Annotated in this window: 18 protein-coding genes and 1 pseudogene; 10 read left to right on the top strand and 9 right to left on the bottom strand. The window is 39.1% G+C overall.

From position 1 onward, the window contains the following. Nucleotides 1-993: 993 nt before the first annotated feature. The 4 genes from AACU25_RS10645 to AACU25_RS10630 form a co-directional block, all read right to left on the bottom strand. On the bottom strand, nucleotides 994-2,343 hold the full coding sequence (locus tag AACU25_RS10645; protein ID WP_096583652.1) for a pentapeptide repeat-containing protein: 1,350 nt from the start codon (nucleotides 2,341-2,343) through the stop codon (nucleotides 994-996). Between the two features lie 336 nt (nucleotides 2,344-2,679). Beyond that, nucleotides 2,680-4,149, bottom strand: a complete 1,470-nt coding sequence (locus AACU25_RS10640) for a pentapeptide repeat-containing protein (protein ID WP_096575395.1) — start codon at nucleotides 4,147-4,149, stop codon at nucleotides 2,680-2,682. Between the two features lie 578 nt (nucleotides 4,150-4,727). Beyond that, nucleotides 4,728-5,825: a nucleotidyltransferase domain-containing protein gene (locus AACU25_RS10635; protein WP_096575393.1), complete on the bottom strand. Its 1,098-nt coding sequence runs from the start codon at nucleotides 5,823-5,825 to the stop codon at nucleotides 4,728-4,730. A gap of 143 nt (nucleotides 5,826-5,968) precedes the next feature. Continuing rightward, the gene (locus tag AACU25_RS10630; RefSeq protein WP_096575391.1) at nucleotides 5,969-6,523 is read right to left on the bottom strand and encodes a 1,2-dihydroxy-3-keto-5-methylthiopentene dioxygenase; all 555 of its coding nucleotides are present in this window, start codon (nucleotides 6,521-6,523) and stop codon (nucleotides 5,969-5,971) included. Nucleotides 6,524-7,071: 548 nt separating this feature from the next. Between AACU25_RS10630 and AACU25_RS10625 the strand changes: the two genes are divergently transcribed. Then, nucleotides 7,072-8,970 carry an iron uptake porin gene (locus AACU25_RS10625; protein WP_096575389.1) on the top strand — a complete coding sequence of 633 codons (1,899 nt, stop codon included), beginning with the start codon at nucleotides 7,072-7,074 and terminating at the stop codon, nucleotides 8,968-8,970. A 318-nt stretch (nucleotides 8,971-9,288) separates the two neighbouring features. Here AACU25_RS10625 and AACU25_RS10620 read toward each other — a convergent pair whose 3' ends face one another. Then, complete coding sequence (locus AACU25_RS10620) at nucleotides 9,289-9,732, bottom strand: hypothetical protein (RefSeq protein ID WP_096575387.1); 444 nt, start codon at nucleotides 9,730-9,732, stop codon at nucleotides 9,289-9,291. Between the two features lie 130 nt (nucleotides 9,733-9,862). Further along, nucleotides 9,863-12,871 (bottom strand): valine--tRNA ligase, encoded by a 3,009-nt coding sequence (locus AACU25_RS10615; protein WP_096575385.1) that lies wholly within the window; start codon nucleotides 12,869-12,871, stop codon nucleotides 9,863-9,865. Nucleotides 12,872-12,933: 62 nt separating this feature from the next. Between AACU25_RS10615 and AACU25_RS10610 the strand changes: the two genes are divergently transcribed. The 8 genes and pseudogenes from AACU25_RS10610 (at nucleotide 12,934) to AACU25_RS10575 (ending at nucleotide 22,340) form a co-directional block, all read left to right on the top strand. Then, the gene (locus AACU25_RS10610; RefSeq protein ID WP_096575383.1) at nucleotides 12,934-13,359 is read left to right on the top strand and encodes a GxxExxY protein; all 426 of its coding nucleotides are present in this window, start codon (nucleotides 12,934-12,936) and stop codon (nucleotides 13,357-13,359) included. 42 nt (nucleotides 13,360-13,401) lie between these two features. Next, on the top strand, nucleotides 13,402-14,670 hold the full coding sequence (locus AACU25_RS10605; protein ID WP_096575381.1) for an MFS transporter: 1,269 nt from the start codon (nucleotides 13,402-13,404) through the stop codon (nucleotides 14,668-14,670). A 176-nt stretch (nucleotides 14,671-14,846) separates the two neighbouring features. Further along, nucleotides 14,847-15,806, top strand: a complete 960-nt coding sequence (locus AACU25_RS10600) for an N-acetylglucosamine kinase (RefSeq protein ID WP_096575379.1) — start codon at nucleotides 14,847-14,849, stop codon at nucleotides 15,804-15,806. A gap of 99 nt (nucleotides 15,807-15,905) precedes the next feature. Continuing rightward, nucleotides 15,906-17,498 (top strand): McrB family protein, encoded by a 1,593-nt coding sequence (locus AACU25_RS10595; RefSeq protein ID WP_096575377.1) that lies wholly within the window; start codon nucleotides 15,906-15,908, stop codon nucleotides 17,496-17,498. Next, nucleotides 17,489-18,694, top strand: coding sequence for an McrC family protein (locus tag AACU25_RS10590; protein WP_096575375.1), 1,206 nt, complete (start codon nucleotides 17,489-17,491; stop codon nucleotides 18,692-18,694). The genes AACU25_RS10595 and AACU25_RS10590 overlap by 10 nt, the downstream gene beginning before the upstream one ends. An 86-nt stretch (nucleotides 18,695-18,780) precedes the next feature. Continuing rightward, nucleotides 18,781-18,951: pseudogene (locus tag AACU25_RS10585) on the top strand (ATPase); the annotation flags it as partial. A 231-nt stretch (nucleotides 18,952-19,182) separates the two neighbouring features. Further along, nucleotides 19,183-20,877: a sensor histidine kinase gene (locus tag AACU25_RS10580; RefSeq protein WP_096575373.1), complete on the top strand. Its 1,695-nt coding sequence runs from the start codon at nucleotides 19,183-19,185 to the stop codon at nucleotides 20,875-20,877. A 434-nt stretch (nucleotides 20,878-21,311) separates the two neighbouring features. Next, nucleotides 21,312-22,340: a peptidoglycan-binding protein gene (locus AACU25_RS10575; RefSeq protein ID WP_321206738.1), complete on the top strand. Its 1,029-nt coding sequence runs from the start codon at nucleotides 21,312-21,314 to the stop codon at nucleotides 22,338-22,340. A gap of 148 nt (nucleotides 22,341-22,488) precedes the next feature. On the opposite strand, the gene AACU25_RS10570 is transcribed toward AACU25_RS10575, so the two are convergent. Beyond that, entirely contained in the window at nucleotides 22,489-22,980 is a 492-nt protein-coding gene (locus AACU25_RS10570; RefSeq protein WP_479688184.1) for a DUF2141 domain-containing protein, read from the bottom strand. Nucleotides 22,981-23,043: 63 nt separating this feature from the next. Between AACU25_RS10570 and AACU25_RS10565 the strand changes: the two genes are divergently transcribed. Continuing rightward, nucleotides 23,044-23,952 carry a S66 peptidase family protein gene (locus tag AACU25_RS10565; RefSeq protein ID WP_096575365.1) on the top strand — a complete coding sequence of 303 codons (909 nt, stop codon included), beginning with the start codon at nucleotides 23,044-23,046 and terminating at the stop codon, nucleotides 23,950-23,952. Nucleotides 23,953-24,227: 275 nt separating this feature from the next. Here AACU25_RS10565 and AACU25_RS10560 read toward each other — a convergent pair whose 3' ends face one another. Beyond that, a complete protein-coding gene (locus AACU25_RS10560; RefSeq protein WP_096575363.1) occupies nucleotides 24,228-24,824 on the bottom strand; it encodes a Maf family protein in 597 nt (198 codons plus the stop codon). Nucleotides 24,825-24,936: 112 nt separating this feature from the next. Then, a complete protein-coding gene (psbP, locus tag AACU25_RS10555; protein ID WP_096575361.1) occupies nucleotides 24,937-25,482 on the bottom strand; it encodes a photosystem II reaction center PsbP in 546 nt (181 codons plus the stop codon). Nucleotides 25,483-25,522 lie beyond the last annotated feature (40 nt).

The raw sequence follows: 25,522 nt of genomic DNA, 5'->3' as shown, positions 1-25,522 counted from the left end.
TTGATTGCTCCTAACCTCGTACTTCAGGAAAAATCCTGAGAGTGCTTGAACCCCCACCAGTCATTCAAAATCCTAGATTGATAATCTAGGTTCCATAAATCTTAGGGCTGAGATTAGGAATACTTTGTATTTCGTGCTACATATATCAAGACAAACAGCTCTTTCTACGGCTCTTTGTCAGGTATTTCCGGACTAAGGGAGTAGCAAAAAATAAATTATTCGAGAAGCCACCAAACACAGATCAAGGTAGGAAACACGGATAGGCTCTCAAGGAGACATAAATCTTATCCATATTAACTACGATTTCTAAAACTGGTATAAAAAGTCTAAAAATAATTTTAAATAGCTACTTTTTGCCAAAAATAGCCATTTACACAGCAATATATCTATAATTTTTCTGACTGCGTAGAGTTATTGCTTCAGCACCTATGCCTAAATAATTTACCCCTGTGGGGACGCAAACTAAAGGCAGCTTTTCGTAGGGATGAAACATTTTTTACTTGGAAATCTCTATCGATCTGCTGTAATTAATTTAGTCTTAATGAATATAAAGATGATTTCATCATACTGATCGGTAAATACGTGGGACAATAGCCACAGCAAATCGGCTTTGAGATGAATTAGTCTAAATTATTTTTTATCAACCAGTCATCTACTACTGTTAGAAACTTAAAAAAAGATGTATGAGCCACAAGATACTAAAAAAGGTAAATTTTATAATCAAAATTTACCCAGAACTATCTTAGCAATTATATTTGCTGTCATTCTTGTAAGTTGTGGTTATTCTACTAGTGTATTATTACTTTGCCATCTAGATGTAAATTCAATTTTTAACAAAATTTACCCAACTTCCATTCCCAATATCGACAATCAGCTGCAATGTGAAAATAGCGAGAGAATATGGCGTTATCAAAAATGTTGGGATGAACAACATAATCCGTTATTTTAAAAGTCAGCCAATCGCTAGTATCTGTATGAGTTTTATCTTAGGCTTCAAGTTTCAGAATCAGATACTGAACAGTCAACTAAATTTTGACACCAATGTGCAGGAATTTCTAAATTGTCTGGCAAAATAGTTGTGCGATCGCCTAGTGCTAATTCTAGTTGCTGTGATTCCAGATTTTCACATTTGCTTAAGTCACAGCCAAATATCTTAGCTTTTTGAAATATTGCTTGATTCAGATTAGCTCCAGTGAGTGTGGCGTATTTGAGGTTAGCTTCATAGAAGTTTGCTTCTTCTAAATTCGCCTCATAAAGGTTGGCTTCTTCTAAATTCGCTGTACTTAATAGTACGCCTTCTAGGTTGGCACCAATTAATTTTGCACCTTGTAAGTTACTACCAATTAGGTTGGCTCCTAATAGGTTGCATCCTTCTAAATTTGCTCCTGCTAAATTTGTGTCGCAAAGAATAGCTTCTTCTAAATTAGAGTTATACAGAACCGCGTCTTGCAAATTAGCATCATATAGCATGGCTCCTTGCAAATCAGCTTCATAAAGAATTGCTTTGGCTAAATTGACTTTTCTCAGTACAGCTTCTTGGAGATTTGCTTCTGGAAGTATGGCCTTATGTAAATTGGCTTCATACAGCACCGCACCGCAGAGATTCGCTTCTGTTAAGTTAGCTCCAGATAAATTTGCTCCGATAAAGTTCACCCATTGCAAATTCGATCCAATTAAGATGACTCCAGAAAGATTCGCTTCCATTAAGTCAGCGTTACTAATATCGATATCGCGTAAATCGAGTTTTTTATTCGCTAAATCGTATTGTGCATTCCGCCTACCAATAACGGTAAGTGCTGTTTGAATATCTGTAGGCAGTTTTTCTGGTAAATTATTTTCACTATCTCGGCGCGCTGGAGCATTTTCGCGAATAAAAGCAGCGAGGATTTCCATAATTGTCCAATGATTTTTAGGGAAATCGCGAGCAATTCTTTCTAGCTCATATATTGCAGCAAATCTAGTTTCTATTTTTTCATTACCTAAATGTTTAATTGCTTGATAAAATCTTTCTGTATCCAACTCTTGAACATTTGATTGGGTGTAATTAATACCCATTTCTACCTTTTTCTCCCACGCCATTACTCTTGAAAGTAGTTGTCCTAATGTACTCTGATCAATTCCCAGAGATAACCTTGAGGTATTGTAAGCATTAATGGTAATAGCCATTGCCCAAGCAAATATAGCAATGATTGCCATCACCTTAGTTACTGCTGTGATTTTTTCCTCAGTTGGCAACCCATGAAGACTAAAAAAGAATAGAAGAATTAAAATTAATGAGAGAATAAATATAAGTGTGATAGATAGCACCAAACTAGTGAGTTCATTAGTCTTGATCAAAGACATCTCATTAGTCTTCATCTTTGACTCCTTGTGGAATTTAGTTTATCCATACTATTATTTGTTATTACCTTTTAATACAGTAAAAACACTGACTTAATTAGTCAATCAATTGGGGATCAAAGAAATCTCTATATATTTACTGACGATGTGATTCAGGTTGGGAACAGGTAATTGAGAACAGGGAAGCATAAGCCAAACCTTCCCGAATATTGAGTTTAAAACCCCTAAATTGATTGATTAAATGTATTAAAAACTGTTGTAATTTGGTGCAGTAAAAACTGCTGTTGTTAATCTTAAATAGCCAGATGCACCCAGATAAGCAATAGATGATATGTTAAATTAGCCAGATTGTCGCCAATGGGTTGGAGTTTCCACATAATCTGGGAGGCGGGTTGTGCGATCGCCTACTGCCAGTGTAATTTGTTGTAATTCTAAGTTTTTTGCACCTGTCAAAATTGCGCCTTCTAGTTTGACATCACAGAGATTGGTGTCTAAAAAGTTAGCTCCCATGAGGTTGGCGCTGTGGAGGTTGGCTTCATAGAGCATTGCTTTAGCAAGGTTAGCGCCTATCAAATTCGCTTGATACAAGTCAGCTTCCGCTAAACTAGCTTCTGACAGATTGGCAAAAAATATCTCTGTCTGCTGGAGTTTAGCTGCATTCAGGTTAGCACCACAAAGATTAGCTCCATTCAAATTTGCGCCATGCAGATTCGCTCCAATTAAACCTGTTAATTGCAGGTTAGCTTTTCCGAGTTTTGCTCCCTGCAAGTTAGCTAAAAATAACTTAGCTCCAGCCAGGTTAGCGACTTTTAAGGTTGCTTGTTGTAAATTAGCTTTATAAAGGTTAGCTCCTTGCAAATTAGCTGCGCGTAGACTTGCACCTGTCAGGTTAGCACCACGGAGATTAGCTCCAGCCAAGTTAGCGCGATTCAAGTTTACCCAAGAAAGGTTAGCTCCACGCAGGTTAGCTTTGAATAAATTAGCTTCATAAAGAATCGATTTTAAGAGTTTTGCACTACTCAAATTAGCATTAGCTAAATTAGCTCCCCGCAAATCTGCACTAGATAAATTAGCTCCTCGCAAATCTACCCGTTCTAAATTTGCTCCTAGTAAGTCTGCGCGTCTAATATCTGTGTTGCGTAAATCTAGTGTTTGATTAACTTTATCTTCTAAATAATTACGTCTACCAATGACTGTCAATGCTACTTGAATATCTGTGCGAATTTTTGGTGACTCATCATGATAGTTAGATACAGATTGCTGTGTACGATTATTTTCTCGCTTTTGCTGCTCATAATTTAAGACGGCTGTATCTTCTTCTCTTAATTGCTCTCCTTCACCAATGGGAGCATTCTCGCGAATAAAAGCCGTGAGGATTTCCATAATTGTCCAATGTTCTGTGGGAAATTCCTGCGCGACTCTTTCTAAAGCATAAATTGCACCTGTACGAGTTTCCGTTTTTTGATGTCCCAACTGTGCAATAGCTGTCATAAAGCGTTCTGCAATCAGCCTATCTTGACTGAGTTTGGCATTTTGAATGCCAAGTTCAACGCTTTTTTCGGCTGCGATCGCACTTTTTTGTAAAGCCTGGGCACGCTTTGCGCCATAATAAGCATTAACGATTAATCCTAATCCTAGGAAAATAATTGCAGTAGTAGCTAATGCTTGAATTGTGTATTCTATTTGTTGTTGAACAGACAATCCTCGAATTTGGGACAATGCAAAGATAATTAAACTCAATAAGAGAGCAAATATAACTGTTATAACTATCAACCAATTCAAGATTACGCCTGTCTTGTTAGCAGACATCGCAGAAATATTCCTCACTACTCTGGATTATTACTTATAGTCCGAGGATAATATAACATCTAATTACAGTATACTTGTAAAAGCGTAGTTTTTCATCGATACATAAAGATTGAGACGACTTCAGCCTACGCGAACACAAAATTTTTAAGTAAATAAGTTATATAGTGGGTGCACAACAATTTTGTGCTTGGTAATCATCCCTACGTCACTTAGTTAATATTTTATGTCTAAAAAATAGGTGAATTAATCTACAATTAAATAATTCAAAATCCAAAACCTAAAATCTATTAATACCATTTTGAAAAAACGCGACAGATGAGTAGGGGCAAGGCACCAGTAAGATAATTGAATATACCAAAATATTTTGGATGCCGTGCCCTCACAAAGCATTTACCTGTTGCAAAAATTATTTGATTTGGTAGAAGCTATTTCCACAAAACAAATTATCGTATTTAGCTTTGGTATGGATGCGTTAGCGATAGCGTAACACATCCTACATGAACTATATATCCCCCCTACACCCTGCACCCTGCCCCTCTGCCAAAAAAAGAGATACTATATTTTTAGTTGCAAGTTTATTACTCTTCACCCCATCCTTGCATTTCTACTAATTCCATACATAATCCATTAATTCTTTCCAAATCAGGTTTATGACGCAGTGTTGATTGGGTATAAGCAGTTTCCATTTTCGATACTAATTCCTCCGCCATTTTCATTACCTGCTCATAAGAATACTCACCCTGAAGAATCGCTTTTAAATCATCAACATCACCAGCTATTCTTCTATCTACAATTATTTCTCCTTGCTGTAAAATTTCTAAGCCACTGCGTAGCAATCTAATGCAGTGCATACCATGCTTCAAGTCGAAACCAGACTTTCTTTCCATTTCGGCTCTAGCGGGATTTCTATTTTCTTGCCATGATAAGTAGGCTTTCCATTCCCGTAAAGCAATTTGATAATTTTGGCTTTTTTGCAGCAAGCGAATAAAATCTTTACGGCTATTGGTGAGCTTTTGAGTATATTCTAGAGTTTCATCGGGTAAAGTATACTGTTTCAGCATTCCTTTAAAATCAATATCTGCTGTCAGCAGTTGGTATAACTGTTCAGCTTCTTCTAAAAATTCAATTCTTCCCCGAATTAATAAATAAAGATATTCCAAAAAAGCATTTAAATCATCTTTAACTAACGGTAATTCGTCTTCTATGCCAAAATCAGATGGTAGTGGTTTCTTTTGTGGCGGATTTAATAACCACTTGCGATGAGTTTCCATCTTTTTAATTTGAGCAAAAGCGTAACCAGAATATGTATGTTTTACTTTTTTAGATAAAAATAGTTGTTTGTGTTTAATTAAATGTTCGCCAACTGGAGTTAGTACAGGATAGTTACCTAACCACAGCAATTCTAAAACATTGGGATTAGCTCCAGCTAATAACTGCAGGATTTTACGTAATTCGTAAATCACAGTATCTTTATTATTGTCCAAAAAAGAAAATATTCCCGGTTCATCCCAACCATTTTCTTTTTGTTCTATGCGATCGAATCCCAGATAATACCTTTTAGGCGCGATAAATATACCCCGATAATCAAAGTCAGAATCAGGACGATTCAATCCATAGCCGTGGCTACCAGCCAAGCCAATTAGAATGCTTCTTTGTTCAACTACTATTCTTTTCATTAAATGCGATCGCAGCGACTCAACATCACTATCTTAAGCAGGACAAAAGGATAAAGCTGTTTCCCTTGTCCCTTAAAAACCTTGCATAGTTCAGTTTAATCGCATCTACTTACTGAAAGTAAGTTAAATTTGTAACAAATAATTTAGCGCGGCTTGTTCATCGAATCGCTTAACTGAGTACCAGTGTAATTAGGTAACCAACCTTCTGCGGTTGTAAAATAGCGTATTGCTTTAAAATTCAAAGTAGCATTTGGGCTACACCAATGCTCAACACCAGCCGGAATTACAAGATAATCTTGAGACTCAATTAAAAGCTGTATCTGTTTACCATCTGGTGTGACAAAACCAAAAATCATCTCTCCCGCCAAAACATAGATGGGTTCAGTCGCTGTATGGGTGTGATAACGGTTGTAAGTTGCAATTAGTGTCTCCAAATGAGGCGAACCTGGATGCACATTCAGCAAATCACACCAGAGATAGCCATTTTCCTGCTGGAGAAACTCAAAGACACTATTATGAAGTTCTAAAATGTAGCGCTTCTCCGATTCAGTAATAGTATCTTGCTCGATTAAATGGGGAAAAAGTAGCGATGTACCCGGATCGTAGTGTTTCAAGTGAATGCCCAGTGGAGCAAGTTCACGGACTATCTCATCTAAATCACTCTCGATTGTACCGTCATCAAGCAATAGAGTAGCCATAACAGAAACACTCATAACCGTTAAGAAAAGTATACTTAATTTTTTCTTAATTAGCCACTATGCCGATGGATAAACCGGAGTTGTTTGTCCGAGTTTCCTCACATCATCACTGAGAGATATGGGACTGGATAGATGAATAATTTAGTGTTGAAAATATCAGTACTATTTAAGTCTTTAAGTATAAATATTAACAAACATAAGTCTTGCCAGAGTTGCTTTACTCTTAGCTAAACGGTTTAGTATCAACCCAAATCAACTATTGAAATCCTCAAGCATTACCACAGAACTACACTTTTGTAATATTATTCCATCAATAGTAATTATTGAAATTATCAATAGTATTGACTGCTAATTATTTCAGAAAATAGGATTTACTATAATTTAATACTTGCGATTAAACTTCTGCTTTGGTAAGTCAATTCAGTGAAAATTTGAACTGAAAAAATTTAGATTTAGCAAACCGTATTTGTTAATTTAGATTTACTTATCAATGGCATTACAACATCGCGATTAAATTTTTCATACTTCATATATATTGGGAGCTTATCATGAAAAGATATCTACTAGCTTCTGCTGGTGGAGCAGGTCTGCTATGGGTATTATGCGGTTTATTACCCGTCAAAGCGCTGAGTATTGTAGAGCGCACAGATACAAATTTATCCCCGGAAGCGGATGGTAGTAGCTATCAAGAAATTGATGTTCATGATAGTAATGCAGCCAATAATGTTGCTAGTAAATTGATAATAGCTGATGCTACTAATCAAGACCAAACCAATGAAGATTTAGATAATAATTCTGCTGCTAATTCTTCACCATCAATCACCGCACAATCGCAAAATTCATCTCAACCATCAAAGGCGCTGGATCAAGTAACATCTGTATCCCAACTCTCTGATGTGCAACCAACTGATTGGGCATTTCAAGCACTACAATCTTTGGTTGAGCGTTATGGTTGTATTGCTGGTTATCCCAATAGCACCTATCGCGGTAATCGAGCCATGACTCGCTATGAATTTGCAGCTGGCTTAAATGCTTGTTTAGAACGAGTCAATGAACTAATCGCTACTGCAACTACTGATTTGGTCAAAAAAGAAGATTTAGCCACCTTGCAAAAGCTGCAAGAGCAATTTTCTGCAGAATTGGCAACATTGCGGGGTCGAGTTGATTCTCTAGAAGCGCGCACAGCAGAACTGGAAGCCAATCAGTTTTCTACTACCACCAAACTCAATGGTGAGGCGATTATCGCTGCTGTGGGAGCTAGCGGTGGCGCTCCTGGTACAAGTGACCCGAATATCATGTTAGTCAACAGGGTGCGGTTAAATCTGACTACTAGCTTTACAGGTAAAGATTTATTAATTACAGGTTTGCAAGCGCATAATTTTTTAGGTGGCGCTACTGGTGAAGGTAGTTTGCAAAACAGCTTGGGATTAGCTTCACCGATATTGAGTTCTAGTAGTGCGCGTACCAGTTTTGAACCGCAGTTTCCTGGGCTGAACGTTAAGGACTTGTCGAGTGTTAGTGCGAACAGTTTACAGCTTTATAAATTGCTGTATATTTTTCCCGTCAGCAATAAATTAACTTTATTTGCGGGAACTGCGGCGGAAACATCTGATGCTTTTCCCACTATTACGCCTTTTTATGGTGAGGGACAAGAGTCAATTTCTCGGTTTGCTAGCCTAAATCCAGTGTTACGTGTCTCTGGTGGAACTTCGGGTTCTGGTTTAGCATCGGCGGCGGGATTTATTTTTAATATTTCCCCAAATCTGGATTTCAGAGCTTTATACGGTAGCGTCAACGCCAACTTACCTGCAAAATCTGCTGCTGAAGCGCTCCCAGGAGTTTCTACTACGCCTTTAGGGTCTGGTTTGTTTAGTGGTAGTAATGTCATAGCTGCACAGTTAACTTTCAAGCCTAGCCGTAGTATAGACATTGGCTTGAACTACTCTCACAGCTACCACGAAATCAATATTTTAGGTACCGGATTAATTAGTGGTGACATTGGCGCTTTAGCTGGTGTGGCGGCGGGAACACCAGTCACACTCAACTCTGTAGGGGGTACGGTAACATGGCAATTTTCTCCCAAAATAGCCTTCTCTGGCTATGGTGCAGCACTATTTGTTGATGATTCATCTAATAATGTCAATGCTGCTACTACTTTTACCAGCTGGATGGTAGGAGTTCATTTTAGAGACTTATTCAATGCTGGAAATACTGCGGGTATTATTTTTGGTCAGCCGCTTTTTCGTGCTGATGCTAGTGGTGCTGCTGTACTTACCCCAGCAGGCGAAAATCGGGCTACGCCTTACCATTTAGAAGCGTATTATCGCTTTAAAGTTAGTGACAATATTAGCATTACCCCTGGTGCGTTTGTTTTATTTAATCCAGAGGGTAACAGTAGAAATGAAACGACAACTGTAGGTGTACTGCGTACTACTTTTACGTTTTAAAGACAAGCTGAGTGGCTAACAAGTAGAGGTTTTTAACAGGTTCTCTATAGGGGAATTTTAAATAAAAAACCTCCCATCAATTTTGATGGTAGAGGAGTAGGGGCAAGGTGAAAGTGCTTTTGATTTGGTGAAATTGGATAATTGATTTTTCGGATTTTCCTCAAGCCATCAAATTACATTTGCTGAAGCTTTGTGAAGTATTTGTTTATTGGTTAAGTTATGCTTGAATGCATAGTAATTAAGTTAAAAAATATTTCACAAATCGCAACTTAATTAAAGTACGAGCGCTCTTTCATTCTTGTGATTAATTTAGGTAATCTAGGAATCACCCTGCTCTTCTTTATGAGAGCCATTCCTGTCTTTTTTAATACTTTCTTCTAAAGCTTGAATTTGTTCGCGGCGGGCTTCCAATTCCAAGGAACGACGGGCTAAATCTTGATTTTGCAAGGTTAGGGCTTGTCGCCAATGTTCTGCGCGTTCGGTTTCCTGTTGTAAAAAATCTGGAGTCACACCAGTAGAAAGGTAAGCTTGTACCAAATATAGTACCCAGCTAGTGGCATCTTCTAATCTTTCAATATCGCCTGTAGATGAAAGTTCCACCAACACCAGCAATTTCTCGCTCATGGCGTTTCCCTTTCCTAAAAGAATCACCGCCTCTTCAGGGATAAGTGCCCATAGATTTTCGGCTTCTTGACGGGCCAATAAGCGCAACTGATACTGTTCTAAAAATTCGTTTTTGTTTACCTGGGCTAGATATCGCATGACTGTCGCTTGGCTCCAATTCAAAAATTCAAAATTAATTTTTGATTTTTGATTTTTGATTTTTGATTTTCTGGGGTTTTTTCAATAGTAATGGGTAAGTTGAAAAAAATTACCCATTACTTTATTGCAGTTATGCTAAACTACGCAGGCGATCTCGTAAAATTTCCCCTTGTTTCTCAGCCTCCGCTAAAGCATCTCGTGCACCTTGTACTACATCTTTAGGTGCTTTATCAACAAATTTAGCGTTACTTAACCTTCCTCTGAGAGATTGAGCTTCTGCTTCTACTTTGTTGAGGCTTTTCTCGAGCTTGGCTCGTAGCACCTCAATATCTACCACACCCTTGAGCGGAATGACTACTTGCACTGTCCCCACAACGCCAGCAATAGCGTTTTCTGATGCTTCTGGCTGCAATTCTGTTGCTGGTGAATGCTGATTGTCTGTGGCTGGTGGGAAAAACTTCTCCCAGAACTTTTGTCTCGCCTCAGCCACCAATAAATAGCGGCTAATAAACCAAGTTGAGTAAACAAAACCAACTATTTCAAAGAAAGTTCCAAATAAAGGAACTCGATCAATTGCATAACCAACAGAATAAGCCAACCTAATAAAGACAATTGCCACAATAATCAAGCCGATGGTTTTTAAACCTTTTAAAGGTGTTTTTTCTACAACTGCTTGTTTATTTTCCTTGTCATTAATAGTTAAAGTCTCAACCTTGGCCAAATCTTTAATGTAAACTTGTCCAGAGTTAATAATTTGCCGTTCTCTGGCGTTTTCACTTTGCAAATTAGCCGTCACTTTTGCCCCAGGTTTAATATCCGCCTCGGCACGTAAATTCCTAATAGTGCGGATAGTCTCAATTAACAGTTCAAATTCTGTCTCAATATCGGGATTAATCAGGTTACTATCCGGTTGAGGATAGGGTTGTAAAGATAATGTTTGTCGAGAATCTGCTGGTTGTTGAGTGAGAGTTTGCCAAATCTCCTCAGTAATATGGGGCATAAAAGGATGGAGTAGTTTTAAAATTCCTTCTAGGATATGAGCCAGAATTTGTTGTGCTACTCGCCGCGATGCTGGATCAGCATTTTGTTGGAGACGAGACTTCACCAGTTCAATATACCAGTCACAGAAGTCTCCCCAAATAAATTCATATAATCCTTTTGCAGCTTCACCTAAACCATAATTATCAATGTAATTAATAGTCTGTTTAATAACTTGATGGTAGCGCGAAAGAATCCAGCGATCGCTTAATTCGGCGGCGATGGGTTGACCTAATTGATTTGGGGTTTGTCCATCCAAATTCATCATCACAAACCGGGCGGCGTTCCACAACTTATTCGCAAAGTTGCGGGAAGCTTCTACCGATGGCGACTCATCCTTTTTGCGGTCATATTCCAAGCGGATATCTTGGCCTGCGCCTACTACTTCCTTAACTAGGGTATAACGCAGGGCATCAGTGCCATATTTATCGATTAATAATAGCGGATCAATCCCATTACCTTTGGTTTTTGACATTTTCTGACCTTTTTCATCCAGCACTAAGCCGTGGATGTAAACGTCATTAAATGGCATTTTTCCAGTAAAATGACCCGCCATCATCGTCATTCTGGCTACCCAGAAAAAGATAATGTCAAAGCCTGTAACTAAGGTAGTGGTGGGGTAGTAAGTTGCTAAATCCTGAGTTTCTTGCGGCCAGCCTAAAGTAGAAAATGGCCATAATCCTGAAGAAAACCAGGTATCTAACACATCTGGGTCTTGTTTAAGCTGGACATTTTCACCAAATTGTGATTTAGCTTTTTCCCAAGCTTCCTCGGCTGATTTGGCGACTACAAAGGGGGTGTTATCAGCGATTTGTCCGTTTGTTTCACTAACAGCATACCAAGCGGGGATTTGATGACCCCACCACAATTGACGAGAGATACACCAATCTTTGAGTTTAACTAGCCAATCACGATAAACCTTAGTCCAGCGTTGGGGGACAAACTCCGGCGAATTTTGCTGGTCGAGGAATTCTAGCGCCTGGTCTGCTAAGGGGCGAATTTTCACAAACCACTGAGTAGATAACAGGGGTTCAATGGGAACTTTGCCGCGATCGCTATAAGGAACGGTATGCTTATAATCTTCAACTTTGACTAAAAACCCATCTGCCTCAAGGCGTGCAACCACATTCTTTCTAGCTACAAAGCGGTCTTGTCCTTGAAATTCCCCAGCATTAGCGTTAAGAGTACCATCTTTATTGAGGATGTTAATAAACGGCAAATTGTGACGCTTACCCATTTCAAAATCATTGGGGTCATGGGCGGGAGTCACCTTCACGCAACCAGTACCGAAAGTTGGGTCTACAAATTCATCACCAATAATTGGGATTTCCCTCTGCATAATTGGCAGAGTGATTGTCTTACCAATTAAATGTTTGTATCTCTCATCACTAGGGTTAACAGCTACACCTGTATCACCCAGCATCGTTTCTGGGCGGGTTGTTGCTACTTCCACATAACCAGAACCATCAGTGAGGGGATAACGGAAGTGCCAAAGGTTACCATTCACCTCTTGGTTTTCTACTTCTACATCAGACACCGCCGACTGAGTAGCAGGACACCAGTTAACTAAATACTCACCGCGATAAATTAAGCCTTCCGCATACAGGCGAGTAAATGCTTCAATTACAGCTTGTGATAAACCCTCATCTAGGGTAAATCTTTCCCGCGTCCAGTCCACCGAAACACCCAGGCGGCGTAGCTGATTGACAATAAAGCCGCCAGATTCCGCTTTCCACTGTTTAGCGCGTTCTAGGAATTGTTCACGCCCCAACTCATAGCGAGTTTTACCTTCTTTCTTGAGTTGCTTTTCTAGCATAGTGTGAACAGCAATGCTGGCGTGGTCGGTTCCGGGTAGCCACAGAGTATTCCGCCCCCGCATTCGGTGGTAGCGCACTAGCACATCAATCAACGCGCTTTCAAAAGCGTGACCCATGTGCAAGCTACCGGTGACGTTTGGTGGCGGGATGACAACACAGTAAGGTTCGCCGCCATGATTGGGGTCGGCTTTATAAACTTGGTTTTCTTCCCAGAATTTTTGCCATTTGGCTTCTGTGGAGAATGGTTCGTAGAGACTAGGGAGATTAGGTATAGTTGCGGTCATGCGGGGAAAACTAAGTTTGGAAGGACTCTAATAAATTTTGCCACAGGGTTGGAGGGGGAGTTATGGAGATAAACCGCAGAGGCGCAGAGAACACAGAGGGAAGAGAGTTAGGAAAAAGGATGAATTGGCTGACTGGTGAAGTAATTGGGGCGGCGATTGAGGTACATCGGGTATTGGGGCCAGGGTTTCTGGAGGAGGTGTATCAGGAAGCATTGATGGTAGAATTTTTGAGCCGTGGGATACCTCATGAATGTGAGAAGTGGGTCACAGTCAATTACAAAGGATATGAAGTCGGTAAAGGAAGATTAGATTTTTTGATTGCTAACTGTTTAATTTTGGAATTGAAAGCTGTACAGAATCTAGCCCCAATCCATGAAGCACAAGTCCTCTCATACCTGAAAATTACTAACTATCCCCTTGCTCTCCTAATAAACTTTAACGTTCCTCTCCTCACAAAAGGCATCAGACGCATTATTCTATCTTCTTAACTCCTCTCTGTGTCCTCCGCGTCTCTGCGGTTCGTTAATTCCATGAAAACTCGTTCTCCTTCCCCCTGGACATACATCCCCACCCTCTACTTCGCTGAGGGTGTCCCCAACGTCATCATCAGCAGCGTTTCCGTCATCTTCTACAAAAAACTTGGAATCGACAACGACCAAATCACCGCTTGGACAAGTTTTCTCTACCTCCCCTGGGTGATTAAAATGTTTTGGGGGCCAGTTGTAGATATTTACGCCACAAAAAGAACATGGATATTAGTCACTCAATTTGCTATGTTCTGTTGCTTGAGCTTAGTAGCTTTATCTTTACAACTCCCAAACTTCTTTTTTATCTCTCTAGCAGCATTAACTGTCGGAGCATTTATTTCTGCCACTTATGATATCGCCACCGATGGCTTTTATATGTTGGCATTAAATCCCGAACAACAAGCTTTCTTTGTTGGTATTCGTTCGCTTTTCTATCGTATCGCTGTATTATTTGGTAGCGGCTTGTTAGTAGTATTAGCTGGACGATTAGAAACCACACTTAACAATATTCCTTTAAGCTGGACTATATCGCTAGGATTTTCCGCCGTTATTTTTGCGATTCTATTTATTTTTCATCGCTTCGTTTTACCGTTACCGGAATCAGATACTCCTCGGCAAACACAAGCCCAAGGCGAAAAAATTCCTTTTGTAGATATTATTCAAAGCTATTTCCGACAAGAAAAAATAGGCGCAATTTTAGCATTTATTTTGCTTTACCGATTAGGTGAAGCCATGCTATTGAAGGTAGCTTCATTATTTCTCTTAGACAAACTAGACAAGGGCGGATTAGGTGTTTCAACAGAACAATTTGGCTTAATTTACGGAACTTTTGGTGTACTTTCTTTAATTATTGGTGGCATTTTAGGCGGATTGATAATTTCCCGCTATGGCTTGAAAAAATGCTTGTTACCTATGGCTTTAGCTTTGAATTTACCGGACATATTTTATGTTTATCTTGCCTATGCTAAACCATCTCTAACATTAGTTTATCCCCTAGTTTCTTTAGAACAATTTGGCTATGGGCTTGGTTTTACGGCTTTTAGCGTGTATTTGATGTATATTTGCCAAGGTGAATATAAAACCTCTCATTACGCCATATCTACTGGACTGATGGCTTTAGGTTTGATGTTGCCAGGAGCAATTAGCGGTACAATTCAACAAGCGGTAGGATATCCCTTATTTTTCGTATTGGTTTGTTTGCTAACTATTCCAGGGATGTTGACTATCTTTTTCATTCCGTTGCAAGAACCAGTTAAGCCACCTGCTATTTAGAAATTAGTCAAAAATAAATTCTCTACTTATTTTGGTGGGTTAGATGCAGCAAAATTCTAAGTAGTGCTGCTTTTGAATTACTCTTCACCCACCATTATTTTGACAATTTTGATATTTGATTACTTGCCAATCCCTACATATATTAATGTATAAAATAGCGAGTTTTGAATTTATCCATGAATTATGTTTTAGGAATTGATGGCGGTGGTAGTAAGACTGTTTGCGTATTAATGGACGAAACGCGCCAAGTTATCAGCCGTGGAAAAGCTGGCGCATCTAATTATCAAAGTATAGGTGTAGACGCGGCGCGACAATCAATTGAATTTGCAATTATGGCGGCGACAGATCAAGCCGTAAATATTACTAAGCCAATTAAAATTACGGCTATTTGTTTAGGTTTAGCTGGGATAGGACGTGCAGAAGATATTGAAGTAGTCAAAGGTTTAGTACAACAATTACAAAATAGTGAATTACTGCCAATTAAATGGGCATTATCTGCATCTGATATTGTGATTTGTCATGATGCTTTAATTGCTATGGTAGGAGGAATTGGTAATCATGTAGGAATTGTTGCAGCCGCTGGTACAGGTTCAATAGTGTTTGGACGTAATCATCAGGGAGTTACCAAGCGCGTTGGTGGCTGGGGCTATATTTTAGGCGATGAAGGTAGCGCTTATAAAATTGCGATCGCAGGTGTCCAGGCAGTGTTAAAAGCTTATGATGGTACTGGAATGCCAACGAGTTTGGTAGATATTTTTAAAGCGTATTTAGAATTGTCTAATTTAGAAGCTTTAGTAGAATTAATTTATCGTCGGGGATGGGGAGTTACAGAAATAGCGGCTTTAGCAGAAATTGTAGATTTAGCAGCAGCTTTAGGCGACAAAGTAGCAAATCAAATTATTGATGATGCGGTGCAATATTTTGTCAAAGCTACTTCCACAGTAATTGAGCAAATTTTTAGCGATCGCCCAACTTTAGAATTAGTGACTACCGGAAGTGTGTGGCAAGGTAAATCCAAGATGCATGAGAAGTATACAGCATCTCTTGTGCAGCAGTTTCCGGATGTAAAAGTGATTTTTCCCAAGCATGAACCTGCTTATGGTGCTGGTTTATTAGCGTTGCAGAAGTTAAGCTAGGTGAGAGTGGTAATTATTGCGCTGATAAAGGGAACTTTAAATGAAGAGCAAGTCTTAACTTGTTTAAATATAAACTGAGTTTTTTATATCATCTTCGATATGATTAAACGAAATATTATTACTTGGGCTGATGTAGCTTATACAGTCCGAATTACTACTGGAAAGTCAAACCAACAATGGGAAGTTTTAGAACTAATTTGGGAATCATGGGAAATAATAATCGAAGCTGGACTTGCAACCTATTCAAATAGACCAGAATTTTTACAAGTATTTATAAGGTTTTGTGCTGTTGTCAGTTTTTTTTTAGAATTATTTAATGGTTATTGCTGGAAAGATTATGTTGAAGTTTATTTAATAGATTGGTTGGAAAATATTAAAATAAATCCTAGCCATCAAGAATACGTAATTGAATATATAGATAAAAACTTAACACCACTAAATCTAGATCTTGAATCAGATAATTTACTTTTTTATTTTATCAATATGGCTTTAGAAGAAGTCATGGAGTTATTAACAGGAAGGATTGATGATACAATACTATTTACATCTCCACCTAAAATTAGACAGCAAAAACTTGAAAAATATGAAGATGAATATAAATGGCAAAAAATAGAAGCCGAAAAAATTATTGAATATAAATTTTCTGAAAACATACTCAAATTAGCTGAAATATATGATTGTGACAATAAAGATTATGAAATTCTCATATATAAAACTGTAATTTTAGAAACAAATGTATACGAAGAATTTCTAAATCTAGAATGTCTAGACGATGAAAATAATAATGATGACGAATTTGAGCAATTATATGAAATTAGACAAGCAGCGCAGGAATTAGTTAAATATTTTTCAGTATATGACTTAAAACCGAGATATAATCTGAAACAATTTTCTGAAAAAATAAGTGTCAAGGAAACAGAGATACAACGCTGGTTACGTGCAATAAATCGAAAAAGACAAGTAATTTTATACGGTTCACCTGGAACAGGTAAAACATTTATAGCTAAACATCTTGCAAGACATTTAATAGGTGGTGGTGATGGTTTTTTAGAACTTGTGCAATTTCACCCAGCATACACTTATGAAGACTTTATTCAAGGTATCCGTCCCCAAAGTGAAAATGGAAAACTAACATATCCGCTTGTCCGTGGATGCTTTTTAGAATTCTGTAAACAAGCCGAGTCTTGTCAAGACACTTGCGTTTTGATAATAGACGAGATAAACCGTGCAAATTTAGCTCAAGTTTTTGGAGAATTAATGTATTTGCTAGAGTATCGCGATCAAGAAATTCCCTTAGCTGGTGGGAACACTTTACGCATACCAAAAAATGTCCGCATTATTGGCACAATGAATACAGCAGATAGGTCTATCGCCCTTATAGATCATGCAATGCGTCGTCGTTTTGCATTCATTGAACTGCACCCCAATTATGATGTATTGCAACGTTATCACCAAAAAAATGGTCTTGTAGTAGAGGGATTAATTAAGGTTCTTCAGCAATTAAATCAAGCTATTGCCGATAAAAATTACGAAATTGGTATTTCCTTCTTTTTAACAGATAACCTACGGGAAGATATTGAAGACATCTGGTGTATGGAAATTGAACCTTATTTAGAAGAATACTTCTTTAACCAACCAGAGAAGGTAGAAAATTTTCGCTGGGATAATATAAAGCAAAATTTATGGATATAAACCCAGTAAAACACAAAATCATTGAAATAACCGAATATCAAGATAAGCTATTTACGCATCAAGACATACCAGAGTCAGTAGGACAAGAATTATATGATAAATATCAAACGCAAATAGAGATAGAATTTCCTAGCTACAAAACAAGAAATCAGTGGCGGCTAAAATCTAAAGGATGGGTTGGTTATATTCCTGTCAATCCTGAGTTTGGTTTAAAAATTAATCCCAAAGTTCCTATCAAAAACCTCTTCGGGATGCTGGAATATGCCTATAAATTTAATAATTTTCGTTTTCTTGATGGGCTGATGAATTGTGAATCTCTGCAAGAATTTTATAATTATCTGGCTCATTTACTAGCACAGAAAATTATAGAACGATGTCGTAAGGGATTATATCGTACTTACTTGCCTAAAACAGAGCAGCTTGCCTATGTAAGAGGGCGGCTGAATATGCAACAGTTAATTCACAAGCCTTGGGATGTTAAACTCAAATGTCACTATGAAGAACATACTGCTGATATTGCAGAAAACCAAATTCTCGCTTGGACACTTTATATTATTGGTCACAGTGGTTTTTGTTCAGATAGAGTATCACCAATAGTAAGAAAAGCTTATCATGCTCTGCAAGGATTAGTAACACCAAAACCTTATCGTGCAGAAGATTGTATTGCTAGACAGTACAATCGCCTTAATGAAGACTATCAAATATTACATATTCTCTGCCGATTCTTTTTAGACAACAGTAGTCCAAGTCATGAAATGGGAAATCATCAAACTTTGCCTTTCCTCGTTTATATGGCACGTTTATACGAACTTTTCGTTGCCGAATGGCTGAAAAAAAATGCACCACCAGGCTATATTTTTAAACAGCAGCATCAAATAGAAGTTGGACAAAATCGGCAATTTATTTTAGATATCTTACTTTGTGATTCTTCTACTGGCAAAGCATTAGCAGTTTTAGATACTAAATATAAATCTCCGGAAAAAGCTGCAAATAGCGATATTCATCAAATGATTAGCTACGCTAACACAACAAATTCTAAACAGGCTTTCTTGGTATATCCAGTAGATTTGAAACACGCACTAAATATTCAAAGTCATAATATTAATGTCCGCAGTCTCACTTTTTCCTTAGATGATAACCTTGAGCGTGCGGGGCAAGCTTTATTAAAGAAATTATTCTCTACAATTGGAAAGTAAATTGTTATAAAGCTTTACTACAATACTAGAACTACTCTAAAAATTACACACTTAAATGATTCAATAATTCATTTTGCGATCGCCCAATTTTAGAAGTAGTGACTACCGGAAGTGTGTGGCAAGGTAAATCCAAGATGCATGAGAAGTATACAGCATCTCTTGTGCAGCAGTTTCCAAAGGTAAAAGTGATTTTTCCGAAGCATGAACCTGCTTATGGTGCTGGTTTATTGGCGTTGCAGAGATTAGCAGGGAAGTAATTTTAACTAACTGCAAAGAACAGATAATGAAATGACAATTGCGATCGCACTCGTGTTCATATCAGGTTTCGTTGGGGAAGACTGAACTATAAGTAGTCAAAGACCAGTTATTACAAATTATTACGCAAAATTCAGACATGAAATTCTGATGCAGATAGAAACTGATGTGTGAATAATTTTGTGCAATCACTCATGACTACTCTTCACTAACCAGGTGCGCTGACAATCTCCATGCAAAGATTCGCAATATTTCTGCAAAAAAGGTTTCCGACTTTTGTTCAATGGTTATCAATCGCCAAGTGGCAGTATGTTTACTACGCTTTAGCAACCTTTGATTTACTCACTATCTCCAGCAGTCTGTACCTCAACCACAAGATTATGGACATTTACACTCAGTCCATTGAGGTTAATCATGAATGGGCGGCGCGACTGGAAACCTATTCTGAACTGGGTCAACTTTTAGCTGAGGTTAATGCTCCTGGCAATGATGTTTTCGATTCTCAGGATGTCAATCTGGAGTCAAGGAGGTTGGAATCTGCCCAGGATATCTTTCACAGAAAGTTTAACTTAGTTAGACAAGAGCTACAAACGCAGGTAGAGCCAGCACAGTCTACACATTTGCTCCAAGAGTTGGATGCAGTGCAAACAGCAACAACAGAAATGGTTGCGGAGGCGAAACTGATTTTTTCTTATTTTCGCCAGAATCAGCCGGAAATGGCTGGTAAACGTATGGCAACAATGGATCGTAAATATCACCAAGTTAATAAGGCGCTGGCGACATTTCGCGGGAATGTGAGCCAGATTCAGCAACAACTTTTACAACAACAACAAATAGCCGCTAGTGTATTTCGACATTATGAGGTGGCGATCGCAGCTGCTATGTTTTTCATAGTTGGTGGCATTACATTATATGGGCATAAACTAGCCCAAAAAATGAAATCAGATGCCCTAGAGAAAGAAAAGTCTATTACAGAACTACAGCAAGCCAAAACTCTCTTACAGCAGCAAACCCAGGAGTTACAACTGACCCTAGATAATCTCCAGAAAGCTCAGTTGCAATTAGTACAAAGTGAAAAAATGTCGAGTTTGGGAGAACTTGTAGCTGGGGTTGCTCACGAAATTAATAACCCAGTTAATTTTATCCACGGTAACCTCGCTCATTTGCATGAGTATTCCCACAATCTTCTCACCTTCATCAGACTTTACCAGAAGTTTTATCCCAAGGCTCCACCAGAAATTCAAGCGGAAGCAGAAGACATTGACCTAGACTTTTTGCAGAAAGATTTGATTAAGCTGCTTGATTCTATGCAGCTAGGAACCGATCGCATTCGGCGAATTGTGTTATCGCTGCGTAATTTCTCACGTATGGATGAAGCCGATTTTAAGACGGTGGATGTTCACGAAGGCATCGACAGTACGCTGCTGATTTTGCAACATCGCCTGAAAGCCCAATCAAATTATCCGGCAATAGAAATAATTAAGGATTATGGCAGCTTGCCCCCAGTCGAGTGTTATGCTGGGCAACTGAATCAGGTTTTTATGAATATTCTGTCTAATGCCATTGATGCACTAGAAGAAAATAATGTTAAGCGAACAGCGGCAGAGATTCAAGCTCAACCCAGCCAAATTAAGATTCGTACATCAACCATCAATGCTCAATGGGTAGAAATTGCGATCGCTGACAATGGTGTTGGTATTGCCGAACATATTCAACAACGTATCTTCGATCCATTCTTTACAACCAAACCTGTTGGTAAAGGAACAGGTATGGGAATGTCTATTAGTTATCAAATCATCACGGAAAAACACGGCGGTAAGCTGCAGTGTTTTTCTACCATTGGTCAAGGAACTGAGTTCGTAATTCAAATTCCCATTCAACAAAAAGTTCGTGAAGCTGTATCACTATCATCCAAAATCCAAAATTAGTAAAAGGGATAGATGACACGCTAGCTGCGAATCACCCATCCCTAAATAGCTGCCCAGATGACGAACCTGGAAACCTATAATCAGGTATCTAATAACCCAAGTATCAGCCGAGAAATGTCTGATGTCACTGGGATAGATACTGATTTAAAAGAGATTTGTGAATAAATACTACAAGTTTTAAATTGTGGCGCTGGGCGATTCCTGTCGTCTGCTGTGAGGCTGAGGATGGGGAAGTAATTATTTCTGTCGGGAAGAGTTAACTTTTAGACTAGTTGAAGTTATGGTGGTATCGAATAAATTAAAAGCACCTATTGCCTAAAATTAGTAATATGAGGCTATGCTACCCCTCAATCTCTATATTTACCTTTTGTATATGCCTGGGTTTGTACCAGAGTCCCGCGAAGCCTGCGATACCTGAGTTAAACCCAAAAATATTGATACTGGCACAAACCAGTACCCCAAAACTTGACCCACCAATGCTCAAACCCGGTAGTACAGGCCCGGATGTGCAGACTTTACAAACCCAATTGAAAGAATTGGGATATTACAATGGTGCGGTTGATGGGCAGTTCACAGAACCTACAAAAATCGCTGTATCTCAATTTCAAACAGCACAGGGTTTGCTAGCAGACGGTATTGTTGGCAGTACAACTTGGAAAAAGCTGCAAGCAGCTATTGCTGCTAAACAACCAATAATTACCGCTCCTGTACCTACTTCCAAACCCCGTGTTGAACCTCCGCCTAGTAAAAAAAATCTGATTTGGTGGTCAGTATTAGGACTGGGAACTTTAGGAAATCTTGTAGCAGTGATTTACTGTCTGAAATGGTTGCATCAAGTCAAAAAAATGCAACAATCTCAAGCTGCAAATAGCGAAATCAAAACTGAAGCAGACAGAAACATCAACATACCACAGTTACCAGAATCAACCAACAATCCCGTATCTGCGTCTAATTCGCCATCTGCAACAACATCCACACCTAAATTGTTGCCAGCAGAAACAACTTCTCGTTTAGCGAAATTTAGTATAGTTGACGAATTGATGAACGACCTATACAGCGCTGATCCCGCAAAAAGACACAAGGCGATTTGGGATTTAGGTCAGCAGGGAGATTCACGAGCAATTGAGCCATTAGTAGATTTGATCATTGATGCAGATTCCCAACAACACAGCTTAATTTTGTCAGCTTTAGGGGAAATAGCTATTCGCACCTTCAAACCTATCAACCGTGCTTTAGCAATCTCAATGCAAAATCAAAATCCCCAAGTCAGGCAAAATGCCATCCGTGACTTAACTCGCGTGTATGACATGATGTCTCAAATTACCCCCATCCTCCGCCATGCGCTAGAAGATGCCGATCCAGAAGTCCAGTCAACAGCTAGGTATGCACTGAACCAACTGAATCGTATCCGTGTTTTGTCAGAGCAAGAGAGTTTACCAGAACAGAGGGGGAAGGATGGTTAAGGGATTGGGGACTGGGGACTGGGGACTGGGGATTGGGGACTGGGAAAAAGCAGGGGAGCAGGGAGCAGGGGGAAAAATAACAAACACCAATTACCAATTACCAATTACCAATTACCAATTACCAATTACCCATTACCCATTACCCCACCTAGAAATATTTCAAATTTATTTTGATTTCGGTGTTGGGGCCTGCTAAAACAATTGCTGCATCGCCAAATTTAGGCGCACTGGTGCGGATTTCTGGATTTTTGGAAAATCCAAAGCCTTCGGTTGGCATTCCCAAGCTGTTGCGATTGAGAACTAAGTCTTTATTTTGATCGTGCATGACAGCAACGGCGTAACTACCTGCTTTGAGGTTCTCAAAAGTGAGCTTTACAGGAATGTCAGTAATATTGGTACACTGCTTTTGGATAACGCGATCGCCTTTATTGGGAAATCCTTGACTATTGGCAAAAATACTGGCACAAACTTGCCCTTGTTTATTTTTTAAGCCATCAATTTCTACTGTTAAATTGCCATTGAAATTGGCTCTGGCGCTGAAAGACCAAGCTAAATTTCCCACTACTGCTAAGAGCAGCATACTCACTTTCATTCCTTTGAGCATAAAATTATTTCTGGCGAAAACAAATAAAAGTCTCATCTTTAGATTACATTGTTATCTCTACAAAGTTAGTAATTTTTATTACTAGTAAATAAGTTATTTATGCAAGCAAAAATTTTACCCCCGCCTCTCAAACCAGGTGATTTACTGCGTGTTATTGCTCCTAGTGGTGCTTTGCGAGAATTTGAGGCGTTCAACCAGAGTATCGAAATTTGGCGATCGCGTGGCTATAAAGTGGAAGTACCCGCAACAATCGGCGATAAATGGGGTTATTTAGCAGGAAAAGACGATCAGCGTCGCACTCAACTGGCAGATGCATGGGAAGATCCCCATTGTCGGGGTATTCTCTGCGCTAGAGGCGGTTTCGGTAGCACCCGAGTTTTAGAAGATTGGCATTGGCAAGCTAAATTGTCGCCTGTGCAAAATCCTAAGTGGTTAATTGGCTTTTCCGATATTACCGCGCTGTTATGGAGTCTTTACAACGAAGGGGTTTCTAGCGTTCACGGCCCTGTATTAACAACTCTCGCTAAAGAGCCAGATTGGTCAATTGAGCGGTTTTTCAATTTGGTGGAAGGTCGTCCTCTGGAAGCGCTCAAGGGTAATGGTTGGGGTGGTGGTATAGCTACGGGGATTTTACTACCTGGTAATCTTACGGTGGCAACTCATCTTTTTGCTACTCCTTTCAAGCCAGATTTCGATGGTGTGATTTTGGGATTTGAGGATGTTTCGGAAGCACCTTATCGTATTGACCGGATGTTGACGCAGTGGCGGTTAAGCGGTGCTTTATCAAAAGTTAAGGGAATTGCCTTAGGTAATTTTACAGGTTGTGAACCGCCAGCAAATGTACCGAGTTTTAGCGTTGAGGAAGTACTGCGCGATCGCTTAGGTGATTTGGGGATTCCAATTGTGGCTGACTTACCCTTTGGTCACGATATTTGTAATGCAGCTTTGCCAGTAGGTGCCTTGGTAACTTTAGATGCTGACCAGGGAATATTAGCTATTAACAATTAACTATGGACTTGTTGACTGAGAAATAGGGAGCGAGATAGATTCTGGTTTTAATATTTGATGATTGTATGAAATCCGAAATCAGTGTTATTACCCTGAGCAGAGAGTATTTTTTAATGCTACCCTAACAACAGTTGTCAGCGCTTCTACCCTCTAATGTTTCGGTTATTTAAAAAAAGCCAATGGTACCGTTATCATTGGCTTTACCTAAAGATTAGCGTTCACCACTTCAATTACTCTTTAATCCCCTTGCTGCATTGTGGCAGATAAGGGTTTTTTCACGCTGACCAAAAATCAACAACGTTGTATCCCAGTTCGGCTAGCATATGGCGCAGTAAAGGTAAACTCAGGCCGATAACGTTGCTGTGACAACCTTCAATTTTTTCTACAAAGAAGCTACCAAAACCTTCTATTGCAAAAGCACCAGCACATTTGAGCGGTTCCTCTGTAGCCACATAAGCTTGAATATCGCGATCGCTCATTTTACCAAAGTAAACTCTAGTTACTTGGCATTTAACGACGGTGCGGTTTTGAGTTAAATCAATTAAGGTATGGCCAGTATATAAATCGCCAAAGCTACCTTGCATAATTTTCCAGCGTGCGATCGCTTCGTCAATATTGGCTGGTTTACCATGAATCTCTCCATGCAAAGCCAATACTGAATCACAACCCATAATCAAAGCTGATTCAAACTGCGGAACTACGGTTTCCGCCTTCCGCAGAGACAGAGTTTGTACCAATTGATTGGGATCGTTTAACTGGATTTGCGATTCATCAAAGTCGCTAGGGTAAACTATGGGTTCAATCCCAACAGTTTGCAGCAAACGCCGTCGCGCTGGTGAAGCAGAAGCCAGAACAAATTGCGGAATTGTCATAGAGACTTAATGAATTATGAATATTAGAGTTTTCCAAAATCAAGAGTCCAAAGTCCAAGGTATTTAACTCTGGACTCTCAACTTATGGCGAAATATATAAATGCGTAACAGCTTAATAAACTAAGAAAGAATTGACCACATTTTCGATAGCTGATTTGAGTTTTGGCCAGCGTTGTTCAGGAATCGAGGCGTTAAAAGTGAAAACCTTACCACGGCTGACGGCGACACTCGCAATGTTATGCCGTTTTTGTTGATTGGGCAATTTCACCTCATATTCTAAAATGTAATATGTCTTGCCATCAGATTCTTTTTGGAAAGCATTGACTAATTCCGCAGTACGGCCAGAGTCAGGAGGTGCAAGAACAGCTTTACCCAATTTATATCCTACTTCTGTGGGTGTTCCTAGTTCTACTAAAGATTTGCCGTCAGGAACAGGACTTATTACTACTGAGACATTTTCACTGAATTCAATCAAATCATGAAATACCACATCAGGGCCGTTGGCTACTTTAACTTGCACCCAGCCGTTAGGATATGAGAACTCATAGCCATTAGAAGTATTTACAAAGCTTTTGACTCCCGCAGCCGCAGCTACATCAGGACTACTCAGGCTGAAGGATAATACCAATAGCAAAATGAATGCAATTCGTTTCCACATTTTTTATAAATTCCTTTGGTCTGGCAGCAAAATAAGCCAA

Origin of the sequence: Tolypothrix tenuis PCC 7101, assembly GCF_963874875.1 — a bacterium.
GTDB classification, from domain to species: domain Bacteria; phylum Cyanobacteriota; class Cyanobacteriia; order Cyanobacteriales; family Nostocaceae; genus Aulosira; species Aulosira tenue.
This window is presented reverse-complemented; position numbering and strand designations above follow the sequence as displayed.